The 20,219-nt window shown below is 68.4% G+C and carries 14 protein-coding genes; 8 read left to right on the top strand and 6 right to left on the bottom strand.

Annotated elements, in window-relative coordinates:
* Positions 1-118: 118 nt before the first annotated feature.
* A complete protein-coding gene (locus ABZX37_RS26540; RefSeq protein WP_354743893.1) occupies positions 119-901 on the bottom strand; it encodes an IclR family transcriptional regulator in 783 nt (260 codons plus the stop codon).
* A 53-nt stretch (positions 902-954) separates the two neighbouring features.
* Positions 955-1,398 (bottom strand): MarR family winged helix-turn-helix transcriptional regulator, encoded by a 444-nt coding sequence (locus ABZX37_RS26545; RefSeq protein WP_354743895.1) that lies wholly within the window; start codon positions 1,396-1,398, stop codon positions 955-957.
* Between the two features lie 79 nt (positions 1,399-1,477).
* Between ABZX37_RS26545 and ABZX37_RS26550 the strand changes: the two genes are divergently transcribed.
* The 4 genes from ABZX37_RS26550 (at position 1,478) to ABZX37_RS26565 (ending at position 5,129) form a co-directional block, all read left to right on the top strand.
* Positions 1,478-2,713, top strand: a complete 1,236-nt coding sequence (locus tag ABZX37_RS26550) for an amidohydrolase family protein (protein WP_354743897.1) — start codon at positions 1,478-1,480, stop codon at positions 2,711-2,713.
* Positions 2,710-3,270 carry a GNAT family N-acetyltransferase gene (locus ABZX37_RS26555; RefSeq protein ID WP_354743899.1) on the top strand — a complete coding sequence of 187 codons (561 nt, stop codon included), beginning with the start codon at positions 2,710-2,712 and terminating at the stop codon, positions 3,268-3,270. The genes ABZX37_RS26550 and ABZX37_RS26555 overlap by 4 nt, the downstream gene beginning before the upstream one ends.
* Positions 3,271-3,378: 108 nt before the next feature.
* Positions 3,379-4,473, top strand: coding sequence for a histidine kinase (locus ABZX37_RS26560; protein ID WP_354743901.1), 1,095 nt, complete (start codon positions 3,379-3,381; stop codon positions 4,471-4,473).
* On the top strand, positions 4,470-5,129 hold the full coding sequence (locus ABZX37_RS26565) for a response regulator transcription factor (protein WP_354743902.1): 660 nt from the start codon (positions 4,470-4,472) through the stop codon (positions 5,127-5,129). The genes ABZX37_RS26560 and ABZX37_RS26565 overlap by 4 nt, the downstream gene beginning before the upstream one ends.
* Here ABZX37_RS26565 and ABZX37_RS26570 read toward each other — a convergent pair.
* A complete protein-coding gene (locus ABZX37_RS26570; protein ID WP_354743903.1) occupies positions 5,126-6,001 on the bottom strand; it encodes an alpha/beta fold hydrolase in 876 nt (291 codons plus the stop codon). The genes ABZX37_RS26565 and ABZX37_RS26570 overlap by 4 nt on opposite strands.
* 155 nt (positions 6,002-6,156) lie before the next feature.
* Here ABZX37_RS26570 and ABZX37_RS26575 point away from each other — a divergent pair, with 155 nt between their 5' ends.
* Positions 6,157-8,988: a BTAD domain-containing putative transcriptional regulator gene (locus ABZX37_RS26575; protein WP_354743905.1), complete on the top strand. Its 2,832-nt coding sequence runs from the start codon at positions 6,157-6,159 to the stop codon at positions 8,986-8,988.
* An 86-nt stretch (positions 8,989-9,074) separates the two neighbouring features.
* Here ABZX37_RS26575 and ABZX37_RS26580 read toward each other — a convergent pair whose 3' ends face one another.
* The gene (locus ABZX37_RS26580; protein WP_354743907.1) at positions 9,075-9,566 is read right to left on the bottom strand and encodes a hypothetical protein; all 492 of its coding nucleotides are present in this window, start codon (positions 9,564-9,566) and stop codon (positions 9,075-9,077) included.
* A gap of 362 nt (positions 9,567-9,928) precedes the next feature.
* Here ABZX37_RS26580 and ABZX37_RS26585 point away from each other — a divergent pair, with 362 nt between their 5' ends.
* Both ABZX37_RS26585 and ABZX37_RS26590 read left to right on the top strand, forming a co-directional pair.
* On the top strand, positions 9,929-13,411 hold the full coding sequence (locus ABZX37_RS26585; RefSeq protein ID WP_354743909.1) for a polymorphic toxin type 17 domain-containing protein: 3,483 nt from the start codon (positions 9,929-9,931) through the stop codon (positions 13,409-13,411).
* Positions 13,411-14,196 (top strand): hypothetical protein, encoded by a 786-nt coding sequence (locus ABZX37_RS26590; protein WP_354743911.1) that lies wholly within the window; start codon positions 13,411-13,413, stop codon positions 14,194-14,196. The genes ABZX37_RS26585 and ABZX37_RS26590 overlap by 1 nt, the downstream gene beginning before the upstream one ends.
* A 58-nt stretch (positions 14,197-14,254) precedes the next feature.
* Here ABZX37_RS26590 and ABZX37_RS26595 read toward each other — a convergent pair whose 3' ends face one another.
* Positions 14,255-17,092 carry an RICIN domain-containing protein gene (locus ABZX37_RS26595; RefSeq protein WP_354743913.1) on the bottom strand — a complete coding sequence of 946 codons (2,838 nt, stop codon included), beginning with the start codon at positions 17,090-17,092 and terminating at the stop codon, positions 14,255-14,257.
* Positions 17,093-17,388: 296 nt separating this feature from the next.
* On the opposite strand from ABZX37_RS26595, the gene ABZX37_RS26600 reads away from it, so the two are divergent.
* Positions 17,389-18,645 (top strand): PAS domain-containing protein, encoded by a 1,257-nt coding sequence (locus ABZX37_RS26600; protein ID WP_354743915.1) that lies wholly within the window; start codon positions 17,389-17,391, stop codon positions 18,643-18,645.
* 59 nt (positions 18,646-18,704) lie between these two features.
* Here ABZX37_RS26600 and ABZX37_RS26605 read toward each other — a convergent pair whose 3' ends face one another.
* Positions 18,705-20,096: a dienelactone hydrolase family protein gene (locus ABZX37_RS26605; protein ID WP_354743917.1), complete on the bottom strand. Its 1,392-nt coding sequence runs from the start codon at positions 20,094-20,096 to the stop codon at positions 18,705-18,707.
* Positions 20,097-20,219: the final 123 nt, after the last annotated feature.

Here is a 20,219-nt window from a genome sequence, read left to right on the forward strand (position 1 = left end):
TAGGCTGCATGCGGCAGGCGATAATGGTTGACGTCTTCTTGGCGCTGGGCCTGAGTAATCTGCGCCGCTCCTGAGGCGGATAGATTCGTCGAGATAGATTGTGCGGGACCGACGTGCCTTACACTGCAAACCCCAGCCGCCGCGAGACCTCCTGTCCCACCTGCACCACACCCCGCACCGCGGCCTTCCGCTTCTCCCCAACCAACTGCCGCGCAAACCCCGTCACCCCAACGGCCCCAGCGACAGCACCCTCGGCGTCAAAGAACGGCGCAGCAAGGCAAGCGATCTCCGCCTGCTCCTCCTCGCTCTCAATCGCATACCCATCCGCCCGCACCTTCGCCAGCAAAGCCAGAAACTGACCAGCATCCGGCGCAGCAGCCTTCGGCCCAGCCCCGAGCGAAAGGCGGGACAACAACGGCTTCAACTCAGCCTCCGGCAGATGCGCAGCGATCGCCCGCCCCAACGCAGTCAGGTCGAACGGAGCAACCTTCCCCCGATAAGTATCGAACTGGACGAACCCAGGCGTAGAAGCCTTAGCCACATAAACGACCGAAGCATCCTCCAAGATCCCCACATGCGCAGGCATCCCCAGGCTCTCCGCAAGACGCCGCAGGTCGGCCTGGACGATGGACGGCAGATCGACCTTCCGGACCAACTCGATGGCCAGCCCGTAAAGCCGCAGCGTGGGGCGCCAGAAGTGGCTCCGGCCGACGACTCGCCGCACGGCATACCCCCGCTGCTCCAGCGTGTAAGCGATAGAGGCGCAGGTGGCGAGCGGCACCCCGGCAGCCTTGGCGAGTGCGGTCAGCGTCAACGGTTCCTCGGCCCGTACGAGGGCTTCCAGCACGGTCAGCGTCCGGTCCGCGGCCGGCGACGCTGCTTTGCCCGGTGCGTCGCTCATGGCATCAACCTTTCGGATACCTGTACTCATCTTCGGAACACGGTAGCGTCCGGTCAGCCGGCTGGCTCGATACGCTCGATCGTTTGTTCGGCCCAGGACCGGATCGCGGCGGCCTGCGAGGGGGTCAGCTCGTCCAGGAAGTGGCGGCGGATGTTGTTGCCGTGGATCACCAAGGCGTCCTGAATGATCGACCGGCCGTGCGCGGTGAAGCTGATTCCGGTGCGCCGGCCGCTGGGGCCGCTGCGGGTCGGGGTGACCAGGTCGCGCGATTCCATTCTCGTCAGCTGGTGCGAGAGGCGGCTCTTTTCCCAGCCGAGGGCCTCGACCAAGTCGGCGACGCGCGCCTCATGGCCGGGGGTTCGCCACAGGGTCACGAGGACGCTGAACTCGGCCTTCGAAATGCCGCAGTCGCGCTGCAGTCCGCGGTCCAGCTCGCGGGTGAGCAGGCGTTGGGCGCGCACCCAGGCGTTCCACAGCTCCCAGTCGTCGGGCGTCATGGGCAGGGAGCGTACCTCGGCAGTTGACTCATCAACTCGACCCGCCCTAGAGTTGATGCATCAACTTTGGGGAGGGTTCATGCGGACGTTGCTGCGGAACGGCACTGTGGTCAGTCTCGATCCGGAGGTCGGGGATCTCCCGCGTGGCGACGTGCTGATCGAGAACGGGCGGATCGCGGCGGTCGGCACCGCGCTCGAAGCCGACGCTGAGGTCGTGGACGCGGCGGGCAAGATCGTCCTGCCTGGGTTCGTGGATACTCATCGGCACACCTGGCAGACGGCGTTTCGGGGGATCGGTGCGGACTGGACGTTCGCCGAATACCGCGAGACGATGCACGAGAAGCTGAGGCCGCACTACCGGCCGGAGGATGTGTATGTCGGCAATCTGCTGGGGCGGCTCGAAGCGCTCAATTCGGGTGTGACGACGATGCTCGACTGGTTCCACTGCTCTGACCGGCCGGAGAACGCCGACGCGGCGATCGACGCGCTTCAGGAGGCTCCCGGAAGGTCGATCTTCTGTTACAGCGCGCTGGAGCCTGCCGACACCGCGCGAGTGCGGAACCGACTGACCGGCGACGAAATGGCGTTCGGGCTGCGTGGGCCGATGTTGACCACAATGGACACTACGGCCTCCGACGTCGCGTTGGCGCGGGAGCTCGGGCTCAGGGTGAGCGTGCACATCCACCGCGCGGTTCGCGACTCGATTCCCGAGATGCGCGAACGAAAACTGCTTGACGACCGGACGACAATCGTTCATGGCAACGGCCTCACCGACGAGCAGTTGGCGATCCTCGCGGACGCGGGCTGTTCGGTGACGGTCAGCCCGGACGTCGAGCTCAAAATGGGGTTCGGGTGGCCGGAAACCGGACGTCTGCTGGCCGCCGGGATCCGGCCGTCGTTGTCGATTGACGACTGTCCGTCAGTGGGAGGTGACATGTTTTCGGCTATGCGTACGGCGTTCGCGGCACAGCGCGGTCTCGACGGCAGCCTGGTCGCGCGAGATCTGCTGGAGTTCGCCACTGTGGACGGTGCCCGGACTTGCGGGCGAGAGGATCGGACGGGAAGCATCAGCGTGGGGAAGGACGCTGACCTGGTGCTCATCGACGCGGAGGACCTGTCGGTGTTTCCGGTCAACGATCCGGTGTCCACAGTGGTCACCGCCGCGCATCCAGGGTTGGTGGACAGCGTCTTCGTTGGGGGAAAGGCGGTTAAGCGGAACGGGAAGCTGCTGGGGGTTGATCTGCCGAAGCTCAAGACCCAATTGCTGGAATCGCGCGACCGGCTCGCGGCGGCGGCCGGATTGGCGGGCCGGTGACGTTCCTGGAGACGGATCGGTTGCTGTTGCGGCGATTCACCGAAGACGACATCGAGAACCTGGTCGAGCTCGACAGCGACCCGCGGGTCATGCGGTTCCTGACCGGCGAGCCGACGCCCCGTGCCGAGGTCGAGCACAAGATCCTCCCCGCCATCCTCCGGGATTACCACAACGGACCGGCCGGACGGTGGGCGGCGATCGAGCGGGAGACCGGCGAGTTCATCGGCTGGATTTCGCTCGATCCACCGGAGGACGGCAGCACCGCGGAGCTGGAACTCGGCTACCGGCTGATGGCGAAAGCCTGGGGTCGCGGCTACGCGACGGAAGGCGCGCGGGCGGTGATCCACAAAGGATTCACTGAACTCGGCACGCGGCGGGTATGGGCCCAGACGATGGCGGTGAACACCCCGTCGCGCCGGGTGATGGAACGGTCCGGGCTGACTTACGTCCGCACGTTCCACGTCCACTTCGACGATCCGTTGCCAGGCACCGAACACGGCGAAGTCGAGTACGCGCTGACCAGGGACGAGTGGGTGGCCAACAAAGGCCGAGGCTGATCGAACCGGTCGCGAATCAGCCTGAACCAGGGCAGGACTCGTGCCCCGCCGTCCATGGTGCCGCATGATCGGGTCCGGCGTCCTGTTCGTCCCGAATACACTCGCCGGGTGATCAACCTCCGGCGGGTCTCGGCATCTCGGCACGCGGTGTGGTTCCCCCTGCTCGGACTGGCGTTCTTCGCCGGGTCGCTGCTCCCCTCGCTGCAGACGTTCGGGACGCAGTTCGGCGGGTTGCCGTCGCGGCCGTTCGACGCGCTGGCGGTCGCGGCGGTCGCGCTGCAGTCGTTGTCGCTCGCGGCAGCCCGCCGGTGGCCGATCGCGGTGCTCGCGCTGGTGACGGCCGGGTTCGCGATCGACCAGCTGTGCGGCTACCACTCGTTCGCCGGTTCGGCGTTGCCGGTCGCGGTGCTGAACGCCGGTTGGCGGGCGGACCGGGGAAGGCGCGCGGCGGCGATCGGGTTCACGGTGGCGTATCTGCTGTTCGTGGCCGCGTTTCCGCTGCGTGGCGGCGGTGAACCGGCGGCGGGAGTGGTCGCGTTCTACCTGTCGCTGGTCGTCGTGTGGGGGATCGGGGCGTGGCTGCGCTCGACCCGCGCAGCGGAGGTCGAACGGCGTCGTCGGGTCGCTGCGGAAACGCGTGCGGCCGAACGGGCGCGGATCGCGCGCGAGCTGCACGACGTCGTGACCCATCACGTGACGGCGATGGTCGTGCAGACCGAATCGGCGCGCTACCTCACCGGCGACCGGCTCGACCAGACGCTCGCCGCAGTCACCGGCACCGGGCGGCAGGCCATCGCTGAGCTGCGGAATCTGCTCGACGTGCTCAATCCCGGCGCCCCGCCGGACCTCGGGCTGGACACGTTGGTCGAGCGGACGCGGCGAGCGGGGCAGCCGGTGGAGTTCACCGAGGTGGGCACTCCGGCGGAATCGGGAGCGGCGCCGGTGGCGTACCGGGTCGTGCAGGAGGCGCTGACCAACGCGCTCAAGCACGCACACGGCAGCCCGACGTCGGTGCGGGTGCGGCACGGCGAGGAGGACATCACCGTGGAAGTCCGTACTGACAGTGAGACCGACCTGGTCGTCGGCGGCAGCGGGCGCGGGCTGGCTGGGCTCCGGGATCGGGTGGACGACGTCGGCGGCGACTTCAGCGCGGGCCGCGGCGAGGACGGCGGGTTCTGCGTCCGGGCCCGGATTCCGGCGTGAGCGCGCCGTTGCGGGTCCTCGTGGCCGACGACCAGGTGCTGGTCCGGACCGGCCTGGTGACGATCATCGACGCGCAGCCGGACCTGGAGGTCGTCGGCGAATGCGGTGACGGGCAGGCCGCGGTCAAGCTGGCCCGCGAGCTGAGCCCGGACGTCGTCGTGATGGACGTGCGGATGCCGGTGCTCGACGGCATCACCGCGACCCGGCTGCTGGCCGGCCCCGACGTCGCGGCACCGGTGAAAGTGCTGGTGGTGACCAACTTCAACCTCGACGAGAACGTCTACCAGGCGTTGCGCGCCGGGGCCGCCGGGTTCCTGCTCAAGGACGCTCCGCCGGACCAGCTGCTGGACGGGATCCGGACCGTCGCGGCCGGCGCGGCGCTGCTGGATCCCGAGGTGACGCGCCAGCTCGTCGGCCGGTACGCCACCCGGATCCGCCCCGCTGCCGCGGATCCGGGTGACCTCCCGCTGGCCCCGCGCGAGCTGGAAGTCCTCCGCCTGGTCGCGGAAGGCCTTTCCAACAGCGAAATCGCCGCGACGCTCGTGCTCAGCCAGGAGACAGTGAAGACTTACGTTTCGCGAATGCTCGCCAAACTCGGCGTCCGTGACCGAGTGCAGGCGGTCGTTTACGCTTATCGGCACGGGCTGGTCGATTAGCCCGCGGCTCGCGCGGCGACGTCCTCGATTTCCCGCACGGCGAGGTCCGGCTGGTCCACGTAAATGTAGTGGCCGCTGGTTTTCGCAACGGTCAGTCTGCTGCGGCTGGAGATCGCGAGCCATTTTTCCTGGCCTTCGGTCCACGCTCGTTCCAAGCCCGGGCCGTACTGCGGAAGTTGTGCCAGGTATTGCTGTCCGTGCTTGATCACCTCGACCGGAATGTCCCCGGCGGATTTCACGTCGGCGTCGGCGACGACCAGCTTTTCCGGGCTTTCGCCTTTGAAGACCGCTATGGTCTGCGCGCGGAGATCGGCCGCGTCCCCGGTGGCGTCGGCCGGGATTTCCCTGGCCAGATCGGCGTTCTGCGTCGGCGAGGTGGCGTCCAGCAGCACGAGGCCCTTGACCTTGTCCTGGTGTTCGGGTGCGTAGCGGGCGGCGATCAGCCCGCCGAGCGAATGTCCGGCCAGCACGACCGGCGAGTCCGCGGCAAGCTGGCCGAGGACGCCGGTCAGCACCTTTCCGGTGGTCTCGAAGGTCTGCGGACCGGCGGGCTGGTCGCTGCCGCCCGCGCCGAGCCGGTCGTAGGAGCACACCCGGTTCTTCTTGCCGAGCGTTTCCTGGAGGCTGGCGAATTTGTCCAGTGCGTCGCCGCCGCCGTGTAGCAGAACGACTACCGGTTTGCCTTTTTCTAGCTTTCCCGAACAGGACACGTTCACCGATTTGCCGTCGACGGTGATTTTCTTCGCCCCGGTGAACGCGGCCTGGCTGACCGGTGCGCTGCTCGGTGCCGGATCCGCCTCCGATTCCTCGTCGCAGCCCGCCAATAGCAGGCAAGCCGCGAGCACCGCCGCGGTTCCCCCGACCTTGCGCATCGAATACTCCTCCATGACAGAACCCGGTTCACGAAAGGCCGCGCCGGGACAGGGGAAACGCTACTGATTCGGCCGTGCGGAATCGTCCCCGCGAGGTGGACACCTGCGGGTAGCTCTCCTGGGGGACACCGGAAGAGCTGCTTTAAACTCTCGGTATGTCATCGGGTGCCGCGCGAACCGGCCGGGCAGGGGCGGAGCGCGAGCCCGGGGCCCGGCTGGAGTTCGCCGTGCTCGGGCCGGTCCGCGGCTGGTACGGCGGGCAGCCGCTGCAACTCGGGCCGGTGCTGCGGACGACGATGCTGGTGGCGCTGCTCCTGCGGCCGGACGTGACGGTCAGCCGGGCCGAGCTGGTCGACCGGGTGTGGGGCGAGCATCCGCCGGAGAGCGACGGCGTGCCCGGCTACATCTACCAGCTGCGGAGATCCCTGGCCGCGGCCGGCGCGGACGCGAAATCGGTGCTGCGGACCGACCCCGGCGGATACCGGTTCGCCGGGGCGGGCGTCGGGGTGGACGCCGTGCGGGTCGAGGAGATCGCCGCCCGCGCGAAGAAGGCGGCCGCGGCCGGTGCGCTCGCCGCGGCGGCGGACGGGTACGGCCAGGCGCTGGCCTTTTACGAGGGAGTTCCGCTGGCCGGACTGCCCGGCCCGTTCGCCGAACGGGAGCGCCGCCGGTTCGGCGAACGCCGCGTCGGGCTGGTCGAAGGCCGCACGGACGCGCTGATCCGGCTGGGGGACTACGAATCGGCGATCAGCGAGGTGTCGGCGCTGCTCGCCGAGCATCCGGATCGCGAATCGCTGACCGGCCTGCTCATGCGGGCCTTCTACGGCGCTGGCCGGCAGTCCGACGCGCTCGACACCTGGCGCGAGTTCCGCGTCCGGATGCGCGATGAGCTGGGGCTCGAACCCAGCGAGGACCTGCGTCGCGTGCACGAAGCGGTGCTGCGCGGCGACGACGGCGCGCTCGGCGTCGCGTCCCGGCCTGCCCCGCCGCCGCGAATCCGGGACGAATTGCCGAATGACGTCGGAGAGCTGGCCGGGCGCGACGACGAACTGGCCCGGCTCGCCTCGCCAGGGAGCGCGGTGTCCGCAGTGGACGGTGTGCCCGGGGCAGGCAAGACGGCGCTTGCGGTGCGCGCGGCCCAGTTGCTGCGCGAAGAACATCCCGACGGCTGCCTGTTCGTCGGCCTGCACGGGCACAGCACCAGCCGGGCTCCGCTCGCGCCGGTGCGGGTCGTGCGCCGATTGCTGCGTTCGGCGGGCGTCAACGACCAGAACATTCCGGACGACCTGGACGAACTGTCCGCGAACTGGCGCGCCGCGACGGCTCCGCTGCGGTTGGTGCTGGTGCTGGACGACGCAGTCAGCGCCGAACAGGTCCGTCCGCTGCTGCCTGGCGGAACCGGCAACCGGGTGCTGATCACCAGCCGCCGCCGACTGCCCGGTTTGGACGTTGAACGCCGGATTTCCTTGGGGCCGTTGACTTCCGACGCCGCGGCTGGCCTGCTGAGCCGGATCGTCGGCCCGGCTCGCGCGGGTCGGGAACACGAGGCCGTGCGCGAACTGGCCGGCCTGTGCGGACGGCTCCCGCTCGCCCTGCGCATCGCGGGAGCGCGCTTGCAGAACCGTCCGATGTGGACCTTCCGAGACCTGGCGGACCGGCTTGCCGACGACACCGGCAGGCTCGGCGAACTGACCGCCGAGGAACGCAGCGTCGAGGCCGCGTTCCGGCTTTCCTACGACCAGCTTCCGGCTGACGCGCAACGCGCCTTCCGCACGCTGGGCCGCGCACCCGCGCCCGAGTTCGACGAACTGGTCCTCGCCGCGATGCTCGGCTGCTCCCGGCGTGCCGCGGAAAGCGTGCTGGAGGACCTGGTCGACGCGAACCTGGTGCAGGCACCCGCCGCGGGCCGGTATCGGATGCACGACCTGGTCGCGGTCTACGCGCGCCGCCTGGCCGCGGACGAGCCCGACGTCGCCAGCGGGCTCGGGGTGTACCTGCACGCCTGCCGCGCGGCGAGCGAATGGGGCGAGCCAGGCTTCCCCAGCGGCCCGGAACTCGCCGATTCGCCGTTCGCCGGGCTGGTGGACGCTTCGGCTTGGCTGGACCGGGCGGGCGACCTGGTGGAAGTGGTCTCGGCCGCGGTCGCGGCCGGGCACGCGGACTACGCGTGCTGGATCGCCGAGGGCGCCGTCGACTACCTCGTGCGGCGCATCCGGTACCGGGAATGCCTTGCGCTGCTGGAAGTCGCACTGTCCGAAGTAGACAACGTGGCGGACCGGCGGATGGCGACGGCGCTCCGCTTCGGGCTCGGCTGGGCGCACCTCGCGCTGGGAGATTCCGCCCAGGCCCGGAAATGGTGCGAAGAAGGACTGCGAATCAGCCGCGAAACCGGCGACCGGCGGGAAACAGCGCGAGGTTTGTGCGGTCTGGGAATGGTCACGATGCTTGCCGGACCGCTCGATGAAGCGGAGCAGGTTTTGACCGAGGCGCGAACGCTGGCCACCGAGGTAGCGGACAGCTGGCTGGTCGAACGGGCGGTTTCCGGACTCGGTTACGTGCATTTCAAGCAGGGCGATTACGAACTCTCGCTCGCGTGTTTCGCCGAATCGCGGGAAGTCGCGGTCTCCACCGGCAATCCGGCGATGCTGGGCCGGGTCTCCAGCCACATCGGCAGCGTCCTGCTGCATCTGGGCCGCTCGGCGGAAGCAGCGGAACCCTTGCGTGCGGCGGTCGAATTGGCGGAGCGGGTCGAGGATCGGCTGTTGCTGGTGAGTTCGCTTTCTCGCCTTGGTTCCGCGGTGCAGGACTTAGGGAGTTTGGATGTCGCGCTCTCGTATCACTTGCGGGCGTTGGGCGCGTTGACGGATCAGATGTCGCCGTGGGCGGAGATCGAAGTCCGCAATCGGCTGGGGGCTTGCCTGCAGGCGCGGGGCGAAGACGAGGCGGCGAGGGAGCAGTTCGAGCTCGCCGCGGCTGTGATGGGTTAGGCGCGCTGGCCGGTCCTCGCTCGGCAGCCGCGTTCCGGAGAAGTCGGCCGCCGAGCGAGGGATTCGAATGGCGGAGAGATTGAGGGCTAGGCGGTGACCCGGATCTCGAGAAGTGCTGCCGGGTCGTGTTTGGGGATGGACTCGCCGACGGGCGTCCACTGCCCCTTCTGAATGTCCACGCTCTCGGTCGTGCTCTTGGCGGTCAGCGTGGCTTTCGCGGTGTGCGAGTCGCCCTTGATGAAGTAGGTCTCCGGAATCTGCATGGTCACGTAACCCGGGACCCCAGTCACCCGGAAGCAGGCATCTCCGCCTTTGATCTTGTAGCTTTGCACGACGATCAGGTCGCCGCCCGAGGCGCAGTCGACCAGCAGCACGTGCCCGTCGCCCTTGAGCAGGGTGATGTTCCGTTCTGCCAGGATCTTGTCCGCACCCGGGTAGTCGTAGGTCTCGACCAGCGGCGGCGGGGCGGTGTCGTCGGCGGCCCCGCTCGCGGCGGCTTCGGAAGTCGTGAACAACGCCGTCGTGAGGCCGAGCAGTGTTGCGCTGCCGAGCCCTAGTCGCTTGGAAAACAAACGCACGATTCCCCGTTTCTCAGTTCCCGTTCCGGAAATGTCGGTCAGGGTGAAGCCTTCGGCCGGGTTCGGCCCCGGCGATAAAACGATAAGGCGAACCTATTTCTCTTGCATTTCTTGAAGGTAAAGTTTATATAACTGTGACTTTGGTTACACTTTACCAGGGGAAAGTAACGTTCTTCTGGTGAACTTCTGGTGTTATTCGGCGCGCTAGGCCGGATGGCCGCCGGCGAATAAACCCGATTGCCTCTGGTGGTTGTCGATTAAGAATCGCTATCGTCGCTCTGTTTTGTTCGTTCGCGAATCGAGGGGAATTGAGCGAAGTGAGAACAAGATCGAACGGCGGTCGGAGACGGCGGACCGCCGTCGTGCTGGCCACTGCGGTCGCGGTGTTGTGCGGAACGCTCGAGGCCGGGCCCATGGCGTCGGCCGCGGACGGAAGCGGCTCGGACCGGGCGCGCGTGGTGGCGATGCTGAAGGAGGGCACGCCGGGGTTGGTGCGCGCCGCGGAGATCGCTTTGACCGGCTCTGACGATGAGGTCAAGGAGTTCCTGCGGACTGGCGGGGCCGCGGCGAAGGAGCGGGACGACCGGGTCCGGGTCGGCCAGATCATGAGCACTGGCGGACGCGGGGTGCGGGAAGCCGCACAAGCCGCGCTCAACAGCGCGCCCGCGGACGTGCAGGCGTTTCTCGCCGACGGCTGGCGCGTGCCGCTGGAACAGGACCTGCGAGTGCGGGTCGGCCAGATCATGAGCACCGGTGGCCGCGGTGTGCGCGAGGCCGCGCAGACCGCGCTCAACGGCACGGTCGACGACGTCTGGCGGTTCCTCGTGGAAGGCCAGTACGAACCCGCTGAGCGGGACAACCGAGTGCGGGTCGGCCAGATCATGTCCGAAGGCGGCCCGAACGTGAAGCAGGCCGCGCAGATCGCGTTGTCGGGCTCAGCGGAGGATGTCAGCGAGTTTCTGCGCAGCGGCCAATACCTCGCACGGGCGCGCGACCAGGAGACAACCTCGGTCGCACAGCTTGCCGGGCTGGCCAAGGACGCCGGCGAAGAAGCTACGCGAGAGGCCGCGGCGGCCAAGGAAGCATCAGCGCGCGCGGTCGAGGCGACTCGGCTCGCGAAGGAAGCCGCGCAGCGAGCCGCGCAGGAAACCGAAGCGGCGCAGAAGGATGCGGGCCGCGCGGCCGAGGCAGCCGGACGGGCCGCGGATTCGGCCAGTCGTGCCGCCGATTCGGCGCAGGCCGCGATCGCTGCGGCCAACGCGGCGAACCAGGCGGCGCGAGTCGCGGCGAACGCGGCAGCCAAAGCGGCTTCGGCGGCAGCGGCAGCCGGGCAAGCGGCGATCCGTGCGCGCAACGCCGCGACCGCGGCCGCTACCGATGCGAAGAACGCGGACGGGGCGCGTCAGGCAGCCTTCGACGCCCGGACAGTGGCCCAGGCCGCAACTCTCGCGGCCAACGCCGCTGTCGCCGCCGGAATCGCTGCGATCAGCGCGGCCTCCGCGGCCGGCTCGGCGAGGAGCGCGGGAGTCAACGCCGATCTGGCAGCAGCGGCGGCCGCGGACGCCGCCCGTTTTGTGGGCAGTGCTACCGCGGAGGCGCAGCGGGCTCGGAACGCCGCGGCGACCGCGAAGCGGAAAGCCGCCGAGGCCAATCGGGCGGCTGGTGCAGCCGAGACGTTCGCTAACCAGGCAGCCGTTCAGGCCTCGGACGCGGCCAATGCGGCCAGGTCGGCAGCGGGACACGCCGAAGCGGCGGCGGACGCGGCTGACGAAGCGGCCAAACACGCCGGCGAGGCCACGGACGCGGCCAAGGAAGCCACGACACATGCGGACGCGTCCCTGCGGGCGGCGGACGCCGCGACCGCGGCCGCCGCGCAGGCAGCGAAGATCGAAGAGACTGCCCGGGCGAGTGAGGCCGCCCGGCTCGAGAACGACACCGCGGAGGCGATTGGTGTCGCAGAGCAGGCGAAACAGGCGTACGACACCCGGCGAGCGGACGCCGAGTGGGACGCCGCCGAGGCAGCCCGGCTGGACCAGGAGACCCGGCGGCTGATCGAAGAAGCCTCCGCGCCGAACACCCCGGCGGCGACGAAGGTGACCGACGGACGTCTGATCGCGGTGCAGTTGCGCAAGACCGGCGGATCGTGGACCGCGGCGGCCGCGGAAGCGGCGTTGGCCGGGACCGAAGCGGACGTTCTGGCGTTCGTGCAAACCCAGCGACAGGTCGCGGCCGAGCAGGACGATCGGGCCCGGGTCGCGTACCTGGCCGACGAGACCGACAAGCCCGCCAAGAAAGCAGCGGCGGAACGGGTGCTGTTCGGCGCCTATTCGGGAGTCCAGGAATTCCTGCGGACCCAGTACTACGACGGGAAGGTCGCCGACGACCGGGTCAAGGTCGGCCAGATCATGAGCACCGGCGGCCCCGCTACCAACGAGGCGGCGCAACGGGCGCTCGACGGCACCCCGGCCGACGTCGAACAGTTCCTCGCGACCGGGCAGCACGTCGCGGCCGAGCACGACGACCGGATCTCCGCGGGCCGAATTATCAGCGCCGGCGGGCCGAACGTGAAGGCAGCGGGCCAGGTCGCGTTGTCTGGACCGCCTTCGTTCCTGAAGACGTTCATCCGGGTCGGGCAGTACAAGGCCCAGCGGATGGACAACGACGCCGCGACCCACGCCGCCGAGGTCCGGCGGTACGTGGCGGAGGCGACCCGGCTGGCGGCCGAGGCGCGGGCGACAGCCGCCGAAGCGGCTCGCGCCGCGGCAGTGGCACGCCAGGCGTCCGGGGAGGCGCAGGTCTACGCCGCCCAAGCGAAGCAGGCTGCGGACGAAGCCGCCGGCTATGCCAGGGATGCCAAGGAATCCGCCCGCCAGGCGCAGGAATCCGCTGATGCGGCCGCGCGGTCGGCAAAACAGGCTCGGGACGCCGCGAACGCGGCGCAGAACTCCGCCCGGTCAGCCGAGCAGTCGGCGTCGGAGGCTTCGGCTTCTGCCGCGCGAGCCCGGGTTTACGCGGCTGAAGCGCAAGCGGCAGCGGCGGATGCGCGCGCGTCGGCGATCTCCGCCGGCAAGTCCGCCGCAGATGCCGCGCAAGCCGCCGCGGATGCGCTGAGGGCGTACACGGACAAGCGTGATGCGGAAGCCAAGGCGCAGCGGGAGCATCCGGTGACCCCGGAGCCCGGCGGCGGCGACGCTCCTGATCCGGTGGTGCCGCGGGAGATGATCCTCGACGGCGGCATGTCGGTCGCCGACATCGCGGGGTTGCTGCTCGACCTCGGGAGCATGTTCGACCCGACCCCGCTCAGCGACATCGGCTCCGGGCTGATGAGCCTGTTCCAGGGCGACTGGACCGGCGTGCTGATGTCGGCCGCCGGAGCCATTCCCGGGCTCGGCGCGGGCGCCGACCTGGCGAAGGCCGCCCGCAGGCTTGAGAAGAGCTTTGGGCACCTGGCGGCTTACTTCACCCGGCCAGGCTTCCTGGAAAACGTCCTGCACAACGTCAAGGGGCTTTCGCCGGCGCATGCCGAACGTGCGCTCAGCGTGATGAACACCCTGCAGCGGGACGCCGATCAGTACTTCGCCAGAATGGGAACGCAATACCGTAATGCCGTCCGGAATGCGCGGTTGCCGACTATGGGGCCGATTCGGTTCGTTCCCTCGGACAGCTTCAAAATTTCAAAGGACCTGAAGCGGTCATACTTTGACGCCTATGGGCACGAGTGGCGGTGGGATCCGAAAAAGAGCGAATGGGATGTCCAGCTCGACGGCGGGGATGGTAAAATGGTTTACTTCGCCACAAAAAATGGACATGCCAATATTTCCCCCGAGGGACGAGTGACGCATTGATGAGATTGCCAAAGGCTGGTATTGAAGTCCATATCGGCATCTGGGTCGACACTGCGGACCTCGCCGAGATGGTCGACCGATGCCAGTCGCTGGCTGGTGAGTTCGGCGGCGTCGCAGCGGAGATCATTCGCTGTGACCCGGAGAGCCCGCGCAGGGGTTTCATCGCCACCCTCTACTGCGCCGCTCCCTGGGCGGCCGGGGAGACTGCCGCGCAAGCCATGCGCAGCGCGGTCAAGCCCGTGGCTGTCAAGCATCGGCTCAACGATGAATACCTGGACTTCTTCGGTGACCCGGAGAATGGCGGTTACGCTAGCCTTTGGTTCAACGAGGAAGAGTTCAGCGGCTATGTGCTGTACCTCGTGCACGCCGCGCACGGCGGTCTGCAATTGGAGGAATGGGACCCCGGAGTCCGGGAAGATTTCACTTTGGGGGACGACTCTGACCTGATCGCCAAGGTGAGTCATCGGTTTCCGGGGGCAGACCTGGCGGCGGCGTTGGGGCAGGCCCTCCCGATCGCGGAATCGATCGGGGCGTCCGGACTCCAATTCCTGGCCACGGATGGTTCCTGTGAGGTCGTGATGTTCGCGGTACGCCCCGTTGTCGACGGGGAGAGTCTGGAAACCAGCCTGCGCCGCGTTGGGGCGACGCTGGCGGCCCAGTTGGGGGTGGACCCGAGTGCGTTCGTTCTGGGCGGGACCGGCGAAGATCTCGTAGGCGCGCTTGAGTCTGTCGGCGACAGTCAGCCCGTCGCGACGCTGCACAGGCGAACGGCTGAAGAGGATTGATTGTTCCCGGGTGGCCTCTGGTCCTCCAGGTCAGGGGCCACCCGGGGAGTTCTAAAAACTAGCGCAGCCGCCACAGGTGATCCGCGGTCCCGTTGTCGCTGAACTGCACCACCTGTGCACTGTCCGCAGTAGACATCCGGTCCACCCCGAGCACCTTGCCGGAGTTGCGGTTCACGATGCGGAACCAGCCGCTGCCGTTGTCAAGCAGTCGCCAGTCGTGGTCGGCGGTGCCGTTGTCGGTGTATTGGACCACCATCGCGCTGTCTGCTGTGGACATTCGGTCGACGCCGAGTACCTTGCCCGAGTTGACGTTGCGGATTCGCAGCCAGCCACCCGCGGCTTCGAAGGTCCACAGGTGATCGGCGGTTCCGGTGTCGCCGAACTGGACGACGCGGGCGCTGTCGGCTGTCGACATCTGATCGACGCCGAGTATCTTCGCCGAGTTCCGGTTCTCGACTCGCACTTGGCCGTCCGGGATTAGCTGCCACAGGTGGTCCGCCGTGCCGTTGTCGGTGTACTGGACCACTTGGGCGCTGTCTGCTGTGGACATCCGGTCGACTCCGAGCACCTTGCCGGAGTTGCGGTTCACGATGCGGAACCAGCCGTCGCCGTTGTCGATGAGTTGCCAGAGGTGGTCGGCGGTGCCGTTGTCGGTGTATTGGACCACCGTCGCGCTGTCCGCGGTGGACATCCGATCGACGCCGAGTACCTTGCCGGAGTTGTGGTTGCGGATCCGATACCAGCCGTCGCCGTTCGGGGTCAGGTGCCAGAGGTGGTCGGCGGTGCCGTTATCGCTGAACTGGACCACCTGCGCGCTGTCCGCAGTGGACATCCGATCCACCCCGAGTACTTTGCCGGAGTTGCGGTTCGCGATCCGGAATCCCGCACCGCCACCACCGGGAACCCACTGGGTGCCATCGGGCGAGGCAGTCGGGAACGACGTGACTCGCAATCGGGCCGCACCCATCGGAATCAACGTGACCGTCTCGACCTCCGCCGTGCTGCGCGCTGGCGACGACTGCAGCGGCGTGACGACATTCTGGTCATCCGCGGTCCATTCAGTGATTTTCCGGGCAGGCGCGGTGATTCGCACCGGCGCGGTGTCCGGAGTAAACGGATTGTCCGGCAGCGGCCCGCCAGTGGCGGCGAACGTCATCGCCGAGGCGGCGTCGACGGTCAGCCCGTAGTTCCAGGCCGTAGTCGCGTGCACGGCGTACTCCGGGAATTGCGCGGAACCGCCCAGGTGTTCGTACTGTTCCCCGATCCGCAGCGAGTACGTCAGCGGGCCGTGGTCGACGGACAGGGAGTCGTGGTTCGCGGACCAGGTTCGTACGGAGGTTCGCTGCGGCAGGGTCAAAGTGACGACGTCGCCGTTTCGCCACGTGCGCTGGACTTTTGTGAAAGCGGGCCCAGCCGGTGCCGCGACCGGCGTACCTGCCGCGGTGAGTTGCGGGGTGGCGCACCACGAAGGAATCCGGAAGTATAAAGGGAAATTCAGCGGGTGCGGGGTCCGGATGGTGAAGGTGATCGTCTCCGAGAACGGGTAGGTGGTGTCCTCGTCGATGGTTACCGAAGTGCCGTCGCCGACTTTCGCGGTGACGCTGCTCGCCGAGTACATCGACGCGGCGAGGCCCTGGTCCGGGGTCGCCAGCCAGAGTTCTTCGGTGAAATACGGCCAGCCCATGCCGTAGTTGTGCGGGCAGCAGCGGTACTGGTCGACGGCGGGCAGATACGCCTGCATCGCGAAGCCGTTCTGGAACTGTCCTTCGGTCTTGGGCACGTTGTCGAGATCAATGCTGTTCGCGCTGGTGATGTAGTGCACCGCGCGCCCGGACGGGTCTAGTGCGGCGGGGAGGGAATTGAAGGCGAGGTCTTCGCAGCGGTCGGCCCAGATCGGGTCGCCGGTCAGTCTGGTGAGCAGTTGGTGACTGGCCATGAACTCGACGATCCCGCAGGTTTCGAAGCCCTGCCTCGGATCGCCGTATCCTGGGCGCGCGTTCTCGTCCCCGGCGAACCCGCCGCCGGCGAATTGGCCGTACGCGGCCATGATCTGGGCATAGTCCTGATAGGACGCTTGGATCAGCTTCGCGTCGCCGGAACGCAGCGAATACTGGGCTGGTTCGCGGAATCCCTGTGCCACGTTGACGTTGTGCAGGCTCGGCAGATTGCCGACCCAGTTGGCTCCGTAGCGATGGATCTTGTCGGAGAGGTCGAGAAGGAACGCGTCGCCGGTGCGGTTGAAGAGCCAGAAGACGCTGTCGAGGCCGTCGCCCCAGCGCATGTTCAGCCAGTCCGCGTCGAACACGTCGGTGCTTTGCGCGTTCATGTACCGGAAGAATCGGGTCAGCAGCGGAATGATTCGCCCGTCGCCGGAGTACTCCTGCCAGGATCGCAGTGCCTGGATCATCGGCAGGTACGGCCAGAAGTGCGGCCCGCCCCGGAATCTGGTGCGCAGTTCGCTCGGGCCGAAGAACCCGTCGGCCTGCTGGGTGGCGATGACCGCGTCGATCCAGCGGCGAGCGGAGGCCAGCGCGGTGCTGTCCCCGGTGACGATGGCGAGGTCGACGTAACCGCGCAGCCAGTACGGGAGCTCTTCCCAGCCGCCGCGTTCGGGATGCACCCAGCCGGTGGTGTCGAAGTCGAGGAAGTGCGACGTTTCGGGGTAGTGGCCGCAGAGGCCGTCGAGTTGAAGCCGCAGTTGCCCGGCGAGCCAGCCCCGGGGCTTGACCGCGCCGGGCGGGAGTTTGAGGAACGCGGTGGGCGAGAGCGGAGCCGCGTTGGGCGAGTAAAAGCCGCCGCGCTTGCGCCAAGGCGCGGCTTCAGCGGTCCCGGCGGACGCCGTGGTGAGCAGAGTGGCGACGGCCCCGGCGACGAAGTGTCTGCGGTTCAGCGGCACGGAGACCAGCCTCCACTCGTGCGTTACAACGTTGTAAAAATAGGATTACCCGGTACGGGGGCGGGAGACAACCGCCGTTCGCCGTAGCCGCTCGGGAACCAGCGCGGTCCCGCCCGCGCAGCCGCAGCCAGTCGTCGAATGCTCGCTCCGGACCGGAAATGGAGCTGATCCGATGCCGCAGCGAGCGCCGGTTACGGAATCCGTTCCACCGTGCGATCGGTCGAGCGGCCAGGGAAAAGTGGCTATCATTGAAAGCCGATTCAGCCGCTGCCAGCCACCGTGTGAGGTGAGAATCGGTGCACGAGCTCTTGCGCTCAGTGTCCGGCAACCCGCTGTTCACCGCTACCTCGTCCGCGTACCTTCTGCTGGACGCTGACCTGCGGATCCAAGCGGCCAACCCGGCGTATCTGCGCGCCACCGGGCGGCAGTTCGACGAATTGGTCGGCTCCTTCATGTTCGACGCCTTCCCGGACAATCCCGCGGACACCGGCGCGACCGGCGTGCGCAATCTCGGCGCGTCCCTGGAACGAGTCATGCGGCGCGGTCTGCGCGACGACATGGGGGTGCAGCGCTACGACATCCCCGATCCGGCCGCGCCCGACCGGTTCCGCTTCAAGACCTGGAGCCCGGTCAACTCCCCGCTCCTCGATGCCGCCGGTCGCGTCGCGGGGACGCTGCATCACGTCGAGGACATCACCGTGGTGCACGATGTGCTGCGCGATGCGGCCGGTGCGGAACTCGCGGACGGCAAGCGGCAACCGGCCGCGGTGCTGCGTCGCGCGATGCTCGCCGTCACTCAGTACGACCGCGCCCTCGCCGACGCGAAAGCCGCACTGGCCCGGGTTCCGGTGCGCACCAGCAGCAGCGACGCGACGCGGCGGGACAAGTTGTGGCACCGGGTCGTGCACTCCGCCCGATCGGCGCGTCCGGGCGGGTGCGCCGCCGCGATCTGCGCCGCGGCGTCGGAAGAATTGCCCGGGATCGACGCCGCTGTGCTCACTTTGCACGACAGCGAGCTGGTGCACTACGACCTCGCCGCGAGTTCCCTCTGGGGACAGCGAGTCGAGGAACTCCAATGGCTGACCGGCGATGGTCCGTCGCTGGCCGCGTCCGCTGGCGGCGGCCCGGTCCTGGTGCCCGATCTGGTGCGGTTCGGCGCTGCCTGGCCCGCTTTCACCGATGTCGCCCGCAGTATCGGCGTTACGGCGGTCTTCGCGTACCCGTTGCGCACCGCGACCGCATCTCCGGGAACCTTGACGCTCTACCGCCGAAACCGGGAAGCCCGCGAAGGGGACGCGCCCGCCGACGCGGAAGCGTTCGCCGAATTCGCCGCGATCGTGCTTCTTGCCGACCTGGACACCGAGATCATCCAGGAGGTTCGGGCGGCAGCCGACGAAGCCGACGTCAACATCGCGATCGGCCTCGTGATGTCCGCACAACGCGTCGCCGCGCCTCAGGCACAGGCGTGGCTGCGCGGAATGGCCGAGGCACGAGGCGAACCGCTCGTGGAGATCGCCCGCCAGTTCGTCGCCGGGCGGCTGAACGGCAGCTGACAGATCCCTCACGCCTTGAGCGGATCTCCTGTTGCCCCAACCTGGTGGCGTTGAGCCGGTCAGCGGCCGCGCTCAACGTGGAACACGCTGAGCTCCCCGTAGCTCGACAAAGCGCCCGCCAAATCACCAGATCCCTTGCGCAGCAAGGAATCCAGAAACGCCAGACTGACAGCGGCCACCACACGCGGACTCTCGGCGCGACCCAGTGAACCGACGATCGAAGGCACCGGCGGCAAATACAGCGGGCCGTCCGTGAAGGTGAGGTGCGCGGCACCAGGGATGGTGAGCCGGTAGTTCGTCGCCGCACCCCGCGTGAGCACGTCGGTGAGCCGAGGCAGGTAGCGCGGATCGGTGGCCGGAGTGACGGCCTGGGTGAGCGCGAGCGTCGGCTGATCAAGCGCGGGAGACAAGGGGCCGCGAGGGTAGCCGTCCAGGTCGATGACGGCGGTGAACCGGTGGTCCCGCCTGGCCGCAAGTAGCGCGGCGGCGCCACCCATCGAGTGCCCGGTCACGGCGACTCGGCCGGTGTCCAGGCGTGCGGCCAGCGGGTCGGCGCCGAGCCGGGTCAGCGCGAAGCTGAGGTCGGCGGCCCGGATCGCGGTCCAGTCGTCGGCCAGCCGGTCGTCCTCCGCCCGGTCGCCGGTGGAGACGGTCGCGCTGGTGATCGTCCGTCCGTCGGCGAGCACGACGGCGGCGGAGTCGTACGGGTGGTCGAGCGCGACGACCGCATAGCCGTGGCTCGCGATTTCCTCCGCCCACGCGGTGTTCTGGGTACGCACTCCGCTCGACCCCGGCGAGAACAGCACCACCGGGAACCGTCCGCCCTCGACGGCCACCGGGGCATCGGGAACCGCGTGGGTTCGGGCGAGCGGAACACCGTCGAACAGGAAGCCCGGCAGGCCAACTCCGCCAGCGAGTGCGTCGGCGACGGTGCGCGCCTCGTTTTCCGTGCGTCCGAGGTACTGGGCACGCGGGGCGTCAGCTGGGCCGTTGGCGGGGTACCAGAGCTGGGCCACGACCGTGCGGTGGTCCCGCGGATCGGCAGTGAAGTTCTCGGGACGGTCCGGGTCGGTCCACTGCAGCACCCGGGTGCCGACCGCGAAGCCGCCGGAGGGCGTAGGGAAGACGGGGACGGGAAAAGCCCACGCCGTCACCGGGCCGGTGGTGATCAGGCAGACGCAGAACACCGATCCCGGCAACGCCAGCCACCAGCGGGCCCGCCGAGCACGGCTTCGTACCAGCGGGGAGAAGGCGAACGGTGCCGCGACGACACCGCCCGCCAGCACCGGCAGCAGCTGCCAGCGGATCCCCGTCACGCAGAGCGCGATAGCGGACAGCAGGAACACCGCCCCCGCCGCGATAGTGACGCGTGGGCGGGCGACAGCAGGCAGCCAGCGCGCTACCACCAGCGCCACGGCGCTGAGCAACGTGAGGATTTCCAGCAGGTTCATGCCGCCATATTCGGTGCCGGACCAGTCCGGCCACATCGCTCTCCGGACCCGATCTCCAACCGTCCCCAGTGGCAATCGAGCACCCGGACCAGCGGCCGCACTACGACCACAGGAGGTATCGGA

It is taken from the genome of Amycolatopsis sp. NPDC004079, from assembly GCF_040610415.1.
Lineage (GTDB): Bacteria > Actinomycetota > Actinomycetes > Mycobacteriales > Pseudonocardiaceae > Amycolatopsis > Amycolatopsis halotolerans.